This window comes from Agromyces sp. P1_H4, assembly GCF_056405255.1.
Genome location: NZ_JBFUCL010000107.1, coordinates 1 through 10520, shown reverse-complemented (window position 1 = coordinate 10520; position 10520 = coordinate 1). Strand labels below are relative to the sequence as shown.

General features: G+C 70.9%; 11 protein-coding genes and 1 pseudogene. 3 read left to right on the top strand and 9 right to left on the bottom strand.

Translation table 11 applies throughout. From position 1 onward, the window contains the following. The 6 genes and pseudogenes from AC1DY2_RS08775 to AC1DY2_RS08750 form a co-directional block, all read right to left on the bottom strand. Positions 1 to 227: pseudogene (locus AC1DY2_RS08775) on the bottom strand (SHOCT domain-containing protein); the annotation flags it as partial. A 2-nt stretch (positions 228 to 229) separates the two neighbouring features. Then, positions 230 to 670, bottom strand: a complete 441-nt coding sequence (locus AC1DY2_RS08770; RefSeq protein WP_476762065.1) for a DUF6325 family protein — start codon at positions 668 to 670, stop codon at positions 230 to 232. A gap of 110 nt (positions 671 to 780) precedes the next feature. Next, positions 781 to 1827 carry an AI-2E family transporter gene (locus tag AC1DY2_RS08765; protein ID WP_476762064.1) on the bottom strand — a complete coding sequence of 349 codons (1047 nt, stop codon included), beginning with the start codon at positions 1825 to 1827 and terminating at the stop codon, positions 781 to 783. A 2-nt stretch (positions 1828 to 1829) separates the two neighbouring features. Beyond that, positions 1830 to 2501: a GAP family protein gene (locus AC1DY2_RS08760; protein ID WP_476762063.1), complete on the bottom strand. Its 672-nt coding sequence runs from the start codon at positions 2499 to 2501 to the stop codon at positions 1830 to 1832. 35 nt (positions 2502 to 2536) lie between these two features. After that, on the bottom strand, positions 2537 to 4207 hold the full coding sequence (locus AC1DY2_RS08755) for a SulP family inorganic anion transporter (RefSeq protein WP_476762062.1): 1671 nt from the start codon (positions 4205 to 4207) through the stop codon (positions 2537 to 2539). A gap of 24 nt (positions 4208 to 4231) precedes the next feature. Beyond that, positions 4232 to 5575 carry an ion channel protein gene (locus AC1DY2_RS08750; protein WP_476762061.1) on the bottom strand — a complete coding sequence of 448 codons (1344 nt, stop codon included), beginning with the start codon at positions 5573 to 5575 and terminating at the stop codon, positions 4232 to 4234. 176 nt (positions 5576 to 5751) lie between these two features. On the opposite strand from AC1DY2_RS08750, the gene AC1DY2_RS08745 reads away from it, so the two are divergent. Beyond that, positions 5752 to 6153 carry an SHOCT domain-containing protein gene (locus tag AC1DY2_RS08745; protein WP_476762060.1) on the top strand — a complete coding sequence of 134 codons (402 nt, stop codon included), beginning with the start codon at positions 5752 to 5754 and terminating at the stop codon, positions 6151 to 6153. A gap of 4 nt (positions 6154 to 6157) precedes the next feature. Here AC1DY2_RS08745 and AC1DY2_RS08740 read toward each other — a convergent pair whose 3' ends face one another. The 3 genes from AC1DY2_RS08740 to clpS all read right to left on the bottom strand — a co-directional run bounded on the left by AC1DY2_RS08740 (position 6158) and on the right by clpS (position 8243). Next, on the bottom strand, positions 6158 to 7336 hold the full coding sequence (locus AC1DY2_RS08740; RefSeq protein ID WP_476762059.1) for a DUF998 domain-containing protein: 1179 nt from the start codon (positions 7334 to 7336) through the stop codon (positions 6158 to 6160). Between the two features lie 113 nt (positions 7337 to 7449). Beyond that, positions 7450 to 7944 (bottom strand): DUF2017 family protein, encoded by a 495-nt coding sequence (locus AC1DY2_RS08735; protein WP_309976029.1) that lies wholly within the window; start codon positions 7942 to 7944, stop codon positions 7450 to 7452. Further along, on the bottom strand, positions 7941 to 8243 hold the full coding sequence (clpS, locus tag AC1DY2_RS08730; protein WP_476762058.1) for an ATP-dependent Clp protease adapter ClpS: 303 nt from the start codon (positions 8241 to 8243) through the stop codon (positions 7941 to 7943). Before clpS ends, AC1DY2_RS08735 begins: the two co-directional genes overlap by 4 nt. Before the next feature lie 245 nt (positions 8244 to 8488). Between clpS and AC1DY2_RS08725 the strand changes: the two genes are divergently transcribed. Both AC1DY2_RS08725 and AC1DY2_RS08720 read left to right on the top strand, forming a co-directional pair. Next, positions 8489 to 9310, top strand: coding sequence for an alpha/beta fold hydrolase (locus AC1DY2_RS08725; protein ID WP_476762057.1), 822 nt, complete (start codon positions 8489 to 8491; stop codon positions 9308 to 9310). Further along, positions 9307 to 10520: sensor domain-containing protein (locus AC1DY2_RS08720; RefSeq protein WP_476762056.1), on the top strand; the 1214-nt coding region annotated here is incomplete at its 3' end. The genes AC1DY2_RS08725 and AC1DY2_RS08720, both read left to right, overlap by 4 nt.

Genomic DNA, 10520 nt, shown 5'->3' with positions numbered 1-10520 from the left:
GCGTAGCCCATCGCGGCCTGCTGCTGCGCGACGGCCTGCTGGGCCGCAGCCTGCATCTGCGCCTGCTGCTGCTGGGCCTCGTACTGCTGCTGCTCGTACGCGTCCTGCTGCTTGTTCATCTGGTGGCGCTGCATGCCGCCGCTCACGGCGGTGGCGGTGCCGGCGACGACGGCGGTGCGGGCGGCGAGCCCGACGAGGCCCGGGCGACCCATCCTGCGGAACGGCATCCCTACTCCTCCTCGGCCGCTTCGTCGGCCTCGGCCAGCGCGGCGTTCACGACCGGCGCGGGGATGCGCTCGGTCTGCAGCACGATGCCACCGGACGCGGCGAACTTCGATGCGAGCTTCTTGGCCCACAGCAGCTCGATCGCGAAGATCGCACCAGACGTGCCCGGCGGGATGCCCTGCGCGAACTCCTGTGCGTCCTCCTCGGCGACGAGTCCGATGGCCGCGAGTTCGATGTCGCCGAACCCGTACTCGTCGCTGATCTCGTCGTAGTCGGTGATCAGCACCGACCCGTCGTCTTCCCGCGAGATCACGAGCAGGTCGATGAGGCGGATCTCGCCGCCCTCCACCAGTTCCCGGATCGCGTCGAGGGTGGCGTCGTCAGGACGGTCCCCCTCGAATCCGACGAGATACAGCTCGACCGGGCCGTATTCGAACTCCGCCATGTGGTCCCCCTTGATCGGTGTGATTGCAGACTAGCCCGGGCCTCGAAGGCGGCGCCAGCATCGCTCGCGAATCCTCGGCGAACATGCGGATTGCCTGGATCTCCCGGGTTCTAGGGCGCCTGCGGATCGCCCGTGAGGTGACGCAACGTGCCCGTGCGCGGGTCGGGCTCGAGCAGCAGCGCCCGCACCAGCAGCGTCAGCGGGATGCAGAGCAGCGCGCCCATCGGCCCGAGCACGAGCGTCCAGAACACGACCGAGACGAACGTGATCGTGAGGGTGAGGCCGACGGCGTCGCTCACGAACTTCGGCTGCACGAACTCCTGCAGGATCACGTTGATGAGCGAGTAGGCGAGCACCACGGTGAGCGCCAAGGGCCAGCCCCCGATGACGAGGGCGAGGACCGCCGGTGGGATGAGGCCGATCACGAAGCCGATGTTCGGGATGAAGTTCGTGACGAACGCGAGGATCGCCCAGGTGATCGGCACGGGGATCCCGAGCGCCCACAGCAGCAGGCCGTCGAGCACGGCGACGACCGCTCCGAACGAGGCGTTCACCACGTAGTAGCGGCGCACGCCCGAGAAGTAGCGCGCGCCGATCGCGTCGGCGACGGCCCCGCCGAACACGTGCTGCCCGGCGCGGGAGAAGCGCGAGGCATCCGCCGCCATGAACAGCACGTAGGCGAGCACGAAGAAGAACGCCGTCGCGGCGCCGAGCACGGCATCGGCCACGCCCGTCGCCACCGCGAGCAGCTGCTCGGGATCGATCGCCGACGCCGCCGAGCCGGCCGCGTCGCTCGAGAAGCCCAGCGACTCCAGCCAGCCGAGCATCCCCTGCGCCGTCGCCTGCAGCTCCTCGGCGTAGTCGGGCAGCATGCCGATGAACTGGGCGGATGCCACGACGAGCAGCGCCCCGAGTACGGCGAGGATCGCGTACCCGACGAGGATGACCACGGTCGTGGCGAGCCAGCTCGGCCAGCCTCGGCGCTCGAGCGGCCGGCGAACCGGGTGCGCGATGATCACGACGACCGCCGCGACCGCCACCGGCACCAGGATGTCGCGGGCGAACCAGATGCCCACGAACGCGACGACCGCCGCCGCGACGGTGAGCAGCACCCGGGTGCCGCGGGCGAGCCCGGGAGGTGCCACCTCGTCGGTCATGCTCAGAAGCTCCCGATGCCTTTGCCGATGACGACGACGCCGATGACGAGCAGTAGCACGGCCATGACGGTCGCATTGTTGTGCACGAGCCAGCCGCGCAGGGCCTCGAGCGGGCCCGCCATGCGCTTCGACGCGACGAGGTAGGCGATGACGGGGACGGCCACCGTGCAGGCCGCGATGAGCACGAACACGAGGATGACGACCGCCGCCTCGCCGACGGCCAGCCCGGCGGTGCCGATGATCACGCCGGCGGCGACCGCCATCAGCAGGTTCTTCGGGTTGACCGCCGACAGCAGGAATCCGAGCACGAGGCCACGGCCGGCCGTCATCTGGTCGATGGCCGCCATCCACTTCGGCAGCTCGGCCTCCTCGCCGGGCTTCGGGCGGCTGCGCCACTGCCGCAGCGCGAGGAACAGCAGGGCGATGCCCAGCACGATCTTGATCACGCCCGAGATCGGCTTCGAGGCATCCGGATCGTCCTCGGGGATCACCGAGGCGAGCAGCGTGAACAGCACGACGGCGACGACGATGCCGAGCACCCACCCGATGAGGAAGCCGACGCTCGTGCCCTTCGCCTTCGGCGAGAGCAGCATCAGGATCGCGGCGATGATCGGGATCGGGCTGATCGCGATGCCCAGCGCGAGCGGCAGGATGTCGCCGATGATCGGGCCCATGGGTTCCCCTTCCGTGCGGCGGGTGCCGCGTCGTGTCAGCGTCGGTCGGCGTCGTGTCGGTTCGGACCCGCGGCGAGCGCGGCGAGCGCGGCCCGGTTGGTGTCGTAGACCTCGTGGTCGCCGAGCAGGCCGAGGTGCACGAGGCGGGCGCGGGCGTCGGGACGCACCCGGCTGAAGGCGAGCACGATGTCGCGTTCCGCCAGCCACTCCTGCAGGGCCTCGAAGCTCTCGGCCCCCGTGACGTCCACGTCGGTCACCGCCTCCATGTCGACCACGAGGTGGTGCACGGATGCCGCGGGCGCGGCCGTCACCGCTCGCTTCACCGCGTCCCCGAACACCGAGCCGTTGGCGAAGAACAGGGGCGCGGCGAGGCGCACGACGATGACGCCCGGCGCGGTGACGCTGCCCTCGGGCGCCTCCTGGAGCAGCGACTCCGTGGGCTCGCCGCTCCCGGCGAGCACGTCGATGGCGGGGTTCGCCGCGCGCTTGGCGAGGTTCACGAGCGCGAGCACGAACGCGACGAGGATGCCGGGGATCGAGCCGATGAAGAGCGTCACGAGGAAGCAGGTGGCGCCGATGAGGAACTCGAAGCGGTCGGCCCGCCAGAGTGCCCGGAACTCGCGGATGCCGAGGAGCGGCACGATCGCGACCGCGACGATGGCGCCGATCGCCGGCGACGGGATGTCCTCGAGCAGGCCGGTGCCGAACACCAGGAGCAGCAGGGTGCCGAGCGCCGTCACGAGCGACGGGAGCTGCGTGCGCGAGCCGGCCTGGTCCATCGCGGCGGTGCGCGACGTGGACGATCCGACCGTGAACCCGCCGGTGGCGCCCGCGGCGATGTTGCCGAGGCCGAAGGCGAAGAGGTCGCGGTTCGGCCGGGTCGGGTAGTTGTGCTTCTCGCCGTAGGAGCGCGAGACGAGCAGGCCCTCAGCGGTGGTGACGAGGGTCAGTGCCATCGCCGACGGCACGAGCACGAACCACGTCGTCCAGTCGATCGCTGGCCACGTCAGGGTGGGCGGTCCCGCCTCGACCGGTCCGAGTACGGCGACCCCGGCCTCATCGAGGTCGGCGACGACCACGCCGATGGTCGCGAGCACCAGCACGACGAGCGCCCACGGCACCGCGCGGGCGACCCGCCGGCCGACCAGGAGGATGGCGAGCGACACGGCCGAGATGAGCACCGACCACCAGTTCAGGGTGTCGAGGCCGGTGAACAGCCCGACGAGCTTGTCGACGAACTCGCCGCCCGAGTCGATCTTGACGCCGAGCATCTTCGCGACCTGGGCCACGAGGATGTCGAACGCGAGGCCCCCGACGAATCCGATGAGGATCGGCTTCGACAGGAAGTTCGCGAGGAATCCGAGCTTGAACACGGCCAGCAGCAGGAACAGGATGCCGCCGAGGATCGCCTGCGCGAGCGCCAGGGTGAGGTAGTCGGCGCTGCCGGCGACGGCCAGCCCGCCGATCGAGGAGGCGACGAGCGCGGCGGCCGCGGCATCCGGTGACGCCACCAGCTGCCGCGACGACACCGTCAGCGCGTAGACGACCGAGGGCACGACGAGCGCGTAGAGGCCGGCGGTCGGCGGCAGGCCGGCGATCTGCGCGTAGCCGATGTTCAGCGGGATCGCGATGGCGAGCAGCGTGATGCCCGCGAGGAGCTCGCGCACGAGGTTGTGGCGGGTCAGCCCTGCCAGCGGTCGTGGCATGGTGGCTGCATCGGGGCCGGGCATCTAGCGGGCGCTGGGGTCGGGGTCGCTCGGAGCAGGGGCGGGGGCAGGCGTGGACGCTGCCGCGGGCGCCCCGGGCGCCTCAGGCGACCCGGGCGGCACGATGCGGAACTCGGGCGCACGGGAGACCAGCAGCCACGCCGGGAGGATGACGACGCAGAGCACCGGCAGCAGCGTGATGTCGGTGGGGATGGCGACGCCGAGGAAGAGTGCCAGCCACCCGTCGCGGCCGATGACGAGGACGACGCCGACGACGCCGCAGGCGACGGCGAGGCCGAGCGGCATGCTCGGGATCAGCACGTGCCCAAGCAGGCCGAGGGCCACCCCGATGAACGCGGCGGGGAAGATGCGCCCGCCGCGGAACAGCGAGCTCGCCGCGACCAGCAGGGCGAGGATCTTGATGCCGGCGATCACGGCGAGCTGGGTGCCGTCGTAGTCGGCCTCGTTCTCGAGGAGCTCGCCCATCTGGGTGAGGCCCTTGAACATCGTGATGGGACCGCCGATGAGGCCGAGGATGCCGAGGAGGAACCCGCCCACGAGCGGGATGAGGATCGGATGCCGCAGGGCATGGAGCCCGCGCCAGAAGATCGGGAACGCCACGAGCGCGGCGAGGCTGATGACCACCGCCCCGCATGCGACGAGAGAACCGGTGAGCAGGTCGATCGCCTGCGGGCTGCCGTAGGGCGGCAGGTCGAACGACATCGGCGGCTGCCCGAGCAGGTGCATCGTGATGGCGCCGGCACCGGCGGCCGCGACGGGGAGGAACAGCCGATCCCACAGCGATCCGCCGCCCTTCGCCGCGGCGACGATCCCCGTGAAGAGCAGCGCCGCGGCCACGGGGGTGCCGAACAGGGCACCCACGGTTGCGGCCCCGGCGATCAGCACCCCGATCTGCGCGGGCACCCTCGGCAGGAACCGCGCGAACACGGCGACGATGATGGCGACGTTGATGGCGATGATGGGGTTCTCAGGCCCCAGGCTCACGCCGCCGGCGAGGCTCAGCACCGTCACCACGGCGAGGCCGGGGAGCACCCGCAGCTTCAGCGGCGGCGAGATCAGCTCGGTCGTCGCCGAGTCGGGACCGCCATGACCCGGGAGGTACCGGAGCCCGATGCCGACCGCGAGGCCCGTGAGGGTGAGGATCAGCACGATCCACCACCCGTTCGGGTCGACGCCGAGCGCATCGGGGAGGTTGGTCCACAGCACGTCGCTCAGCAGGTCGGCGAGCTTCTCGAGGGCCCAGAGGAGCAGCGCCGCGAACGCGCCGAGCACGATCGCGGGGATCGCGAGGACCAGCAGCTGGCGTGGAGAGGCTCCTCCGTCGGTCGGCGTACGCGCGAGGCTCATCGTGAGCTCCTCCTCGTGTGGTGCGGCGCATGGGCGGTCGACCGGAGTCCCGCCGCCCACGACTCCCCCGCGATGAGCGTAGCGCCGGGCGTCGGTGGACGACCCCTCGCGCCACGCGGTAGGTTCACCTCAGCAGCGCTCACTGGGGGGCGCTCGAGCACATCGAAAGGCTGCGAATGAATTTCTGGAACAGTTTCGGAGACGTCATCTGGTGGTTCCTGTGGGCGTTCGTCTTCATCGCCTACCTCATGGCGCTGTTCGCGATCATCGGCGACCTCTTCCGTGACCACACGCTGAACGGCTGGTGGAAGGCGGTGTGGGTGATCTTCCTGATCTTCGTGCCCTTCCTCACCGCACTGGTCTACCTGATCGCCCGCGGCAGGGGCATGGCGGAGCGTTCCCAGAAGGAGGCGAAGCAGTACCAGGCCGCCACCGACGCCTACATCCGCCAGACGGTCGCCACCGGCGCGAGCCCGTCCGACGAGATCGCCAAGGCCAAGGCCCTGCTCGATGCAGGCACGATCAGCCAGGCCGAGTACGACCAGTTGAAGGCCAAGGCGCTCGCCCACTCGGCGTAGTCGTCTAGCTCGAGACCGGAACGGGGTCGGATGCCGCGGCATCCGGCCCCGTCCGTGTGTCCGCACCCGTGATGGCGCCGCCGTGGGCCGCCAACGCGGCCTGCGAGCCGGGTGCCTGCATGCTGCCCGCACTCCGGAGGAACACGATGATCCAGCTGAAGATCAGCACACCGGCGACGAGTTCGACGGCCGTCAGGTTGTAGTAGCCCACGGCGAAGAAGATCGCGAGCAGCACGATCACGCCGACGAAGACGTACCCGAGCAGCACGAAGACCCTCGGCATCGCGGGCACCAGCCATCGCAGTCCCAGGACCAGCCCGGCGAAGATCACGGCCATGCCCGTGGCGACCGTGTTGTGCACCGCGAAGAACTCGTCGACCGGGAAGATGCCGACGCACGCGAGGAAGATGCCGATGAGGATGAGGCCCAGTCGGAGCAGGTTGCGACCTCGCACCTCCTGGCCCGTCCGGGTGGGCAGCGAGGCCGTGGCGTAGCGAGCGATGATCGTGACCATGGCGCCGGCCACGATGAGGGTGACGTTGAAGGCCAGTGCGGATGCCTCATCGCTCATGCCGAGGGCGCTGAGGTTCATCTTCCACCACTGGGGGTCGCTCGCGCTGAGCATGGCGGCGAGCGCGCCCACCACCAGGAACGTCGCGAGCACGAGCGAGAGCAGCATCGGCGTCAGGTGCACGGAGGAGAGGAATGACACGTAGGAGGTGACCGCGAACGCGACGCCGGCGAGGATGGCGCCGGCGAGCGGGAACACGACGGCGCCCACGAAGCTCCGTTCGAGCAGGTTGGCCAGGCCGATCCAGCCGAGCAGCGCAATGGCGCCGTGGGCGACGGCGAGCGCGGCGACGTCGAACCAGTGCAGGCGCGCGCCCGGCATGTTCAGTCCGGGCGACGGGTCGTGCAGGATCGCCGGGTGCCGGTGCCTGGCCATCAGGATCCGTCCGAGCACGAACGCGATGAGCGCCGTCAGCGCTCCGCCGATCCCGACGTACTCGCCGAGCGACCCCGGGCCCGAGATGGGGAGGTCGCGCCCCCAGAACACCACGAACGAGATCGCGCCGCCCACCACGAAGAAGGCCGCCCCGAGCAGGAGCGCGATCGACTCGAGCGACTCGGCACTGGCGGCCGGATGCCGCAGCACCCGGGAGATCGACGACGATTCGGCCACGAAGCACCCCGTTCGCTCGTGCGGCCGCCTGGGGGACGGCCGCGTCTGGCACCACACTGCCAGCCCGGGGGTCGCGTGTCCACGACGCCGGCGCGCGAGCCGTGGGTCGGAGCTCAGGAGTCGATCGGGTCGAGCACCTCGAGCATCGAGCCCTGCACGAATCCCGCCCATTCGTACGCGGCACGGAGGTAGTCGTCACGGGTCTCGTCGGCGCCGTCCTCGCCCTCCTCGACGACACCGACCCGTTCGGCGAGGATGAGCCGGAGGTCGGTGAGGAACGTGAGCCAGCCCCACGCCTCGGACTGGTCGAGCTCGATCTGCACGACGGTGTCGTCGCCGTCCTCCACCGCGGTCGCGTCGCGCACCCGCTGCGCGGCCTGCCGCTTGCCGTCGACGAGGCTGTCGCGCGTGTAGCGGGCGAACTCGTGCGACGCGGCAGCGTCCTCGGGGTAGGCGTTCGGCAGGAGGCGCCCGAGCGCCGGGTCGTCGGCCTCGCCGAGGAGGAGCACGGAGTCGACCTGGTCGGCGAGCTCGGACAGCAGCATCGCCTCCTCGGCTTCGAGCACGATGCGCACGCCCTCGCCGCCGCTGCGCCCGGCGACGATCACGCCTCTGCCCTCGACACGGTCGCCTGCAGCCCGTAGGCGTGCATCGCCTGCGCGTGCCGCTCCATCGCCTCGCGGTTGCCCGTGGCCACCACCGCGCGACCCTCGGTGTGCACCTGGAGCATCAGCCGCTCGGCCTCGTCGCGGGGGTATCCGAAGTAGCTGCGGAACACGTAGCTCACGTAGGTCATGAGGKTCACCGGGTCGTCCCACACGATCGTGCGCCAGGGCACGTCGGCCACGACGACGGCCGCCGCATCGGCGGACGTGTCGGTGTCGAGCTGCTCGAGGGTCGCGGTCACCTCTCCAGCCTGACACGACGGCTCGCTCGGCGGAACCCGCGCGAGGCGGACGTTCCGCAGGGGCCGAGGCCGCCATCGGTTCCGTCGCCGCATAGTGGACGAATCGAAGCGGGTCAAGCCCCCTTGACATTGTCGCCGAGACCCTCTGCTCGGAACGGCCCGCGGGTAGTGTCGGACGTGATGGAGAGCCCCCACTCCGCGCCCGGTTCGCCGGGGCCACACCACAGACCCCCGGCAGGAACCCCATGACCTTCACGGCCCCCCGCGCCCAGACCGATGCGCTCCGGCGGAACAACGTCACGGTCTCCGGAGACCCGAACGGGCGTCCCATCGTCTTCGTGCACGGCTTCGGCTGCAGCCAGGCGATGTGGCGGTCGGTGTCCCCGCTCTTCGAAGCCGACCACCGCGTCGTGCTCCTCGACCTGGTCGGCGCAGGCGGTTCCGACCGTGACGCCTACGATCCCGTGAAGTACGACTCGCTGCACGGCTACGCCGACGACGTCCTCGAGGTCCTCGACGCGCTCGACCTCCACGACGTGGTCTACGTCGGACACTCGGTCGCGGCCACCATCGGCGTCCTCGCCGAGACCACGGATGCCTCCCGGTTCGGTGCGCTCGTGCTCGTCGGCCCGTCGCCGCGGTACCTCGACGACGAGGACTACCGCGGCGGGTTCGCGCGGTCCGACATCGACGGGCTCCTCGACGCGCTCGACGCCAACTACCTCGGCTGGTCGGCGGACATGGCACCCGCCATCATGGGCAATCCCGAGCGGCCCGAGCTCGGTCGCCAGCTCACCGAGAGCTTCTGCGCGGTCGATCCCGAGATCGCCCGCCACTTCGCCCGCGTGACCTTCCTCTCGGACAACCGCCGCGACTTCAGCGCGGTGCGCACGCCCACGCTCGTGCTGCAGTGCTCCGACGACGTCATCGCCCCCGTCTCGGCCGGCCGATACGTGCACGAGCAGATCCCGGCGAGCCGGTTCGTACAGCTCGCCGCGACCGGGCACTGCCCCAACCTGTCGGCGCCCGACGAGCTGGTGCGCGAGATCAGGTCGTTCCTGCCGTGACGATCTCCGACGCCGCGCCCCTCGACCGGGAGCGCGACGACAGCGACACGCGCATCGGCGCCCCCGCCGCCGCGCACCCCCGCGCTGACGACCCGTACCTGGACCTGTTCGAGGACGCGCCCTGCGGCTACCTCGAGACGACCCCCGATGGCACGATCACCCGCGTCAACCGCACGTTCGAACGATGGACCGGTCATGACCGGCGGGCCCTGCTGGGCACCGCCTTCGTCGACCTCCTCACCTCGCCCGGGCAGCTCTTCTACGAGACCCGGTACGCCATGGTGCTGAGCCTCGCGGGGGAGGTGCGGGAGGTGTCGCTCGCCGTCCGCTGCGCCGACGAGCACGAACTGCCCATCCTGGTCAACGCCGTGATGGTGAGGGGCGCCGACGGCGAGCCGCAGGCGATCCGCACGGCGGTCTTCGACGCGACCGAACGCCAGGACTACGAGCGCCAGCTCCTGCTCGCCCGACGCGATGCCGAGGCGTCCGAGGCGCGGGTCCGCGTGCTGCAGGACGCGTCGAGCGCCTTCGGCCTCGCCACGACCGCCCAGGAGCTCGCCGCCGCGCTGCTCGCGAGTGCCGGCACGGCGCTCCGGGCCTCGAGTGCCGCCGTCCTGCTTTCCGACGGGTCGGGTCCGCTCGAACTCGTCGAGGGCGACGACGTCACCATGGCACTGCTGCCCGAGGGCCTCGAGGCGCTCGCCGAGCAGGCGATCGGCAGCGGCGAGATCATCACCGTCTCCAGCCTCTCCCAGGCCGCCGCCATCATGCCCGGGCTCGACGACGCCCTGCACCGGCATCGCGTCGCCGCCGTCAGCATCATCCCCCTCCGCACCGATGAGCGAGCAGCCGGGGTCGTCATCTCCCTCTTCGGACGAGATCGCACCTTCGATGCCGAGAGTCGCGAGATCCAGGCGGCGCTGGCGAGGCAGGCCGGCCAGGTGCTGCGCCGGGTCCGCCTGCAGGAGGAGCTCGCCCACCGCGCGCTCCACGACCAGCTCACGGGGCTCGCCAACCGCAAGCTGCTCGAGGAACGGCTCGACGCCGCCATCTCGGCGGCCACCCGCAACGGGCGGCCGCTGTCGGTGGTCTTCGTCGACCTCGACGGCTTCAAGGCGATCAACGACACCCTCGGCCACCGCGTCGGCGACGACGTCCTCGTCGAGGTCGCGGCGCGGCTGCGGTCGGTGGCCCGGGCGGGCGACTCGGT

What these genes read in the sequence shown, in the direction of transcription:
- AC1DY2_RS08770 (WP_476762065.1), bottom strand. Translation starts at nt 670, where the DNA reads ATGGCGGAGTTCGAATACGGCCCGGTCGAGCTGTATCTCGTCGGATTC.
- AC1DY2_RS08765 (WP_476762064.1), bottom strand. Translation starts at nt 1,827, where the DNA reads ATGACCGACGAGGTGGCACCTCCCGGGCTCGCCCGCGGCACCCGGGTG.
- AC1DY2_RS08760 (WP_476762063.1), bottom strand. Translation starts at nt 2,501, where the DNA reads ATGGGCCCGATCATCGGCGACATCCTGCCGCTCGCGCTGGGCATCGCG.
- AC1DY2_RS08755 (WP_476762062.1), bottom strand. Translation starts at nt 4,207, where the DNA reads ATGCCACGACCGCTGGCAGGGCTGACCCGCCACAACCTCGTGCGCGAG.
- AC1DY2_RS08750 (WP_476762061.1), bottom strand. Translation starts at nt 5,575, where the DNA reads ATGAGCCTCGCGCGTACGCCGACCGACGGAGGAGCCTCTCCACGCCAG.
- AC1DY2_RS08745 (WP_476762060.1), top strand. Translation starts at nt 5,752, where the DNA reads ATGAATTTCTGGAACAGTTTCGGAGACGTCATCTGGTGGTTCCTGTGG.
- AC1DY2_RS08725 (WP_476762057.1), top strand. Translation starts at nt 8,489, where the DNA reads ATGACCTTCACGGCCCCCCGCGCCCAGACCGATGCGCTCCGGCGGAAC.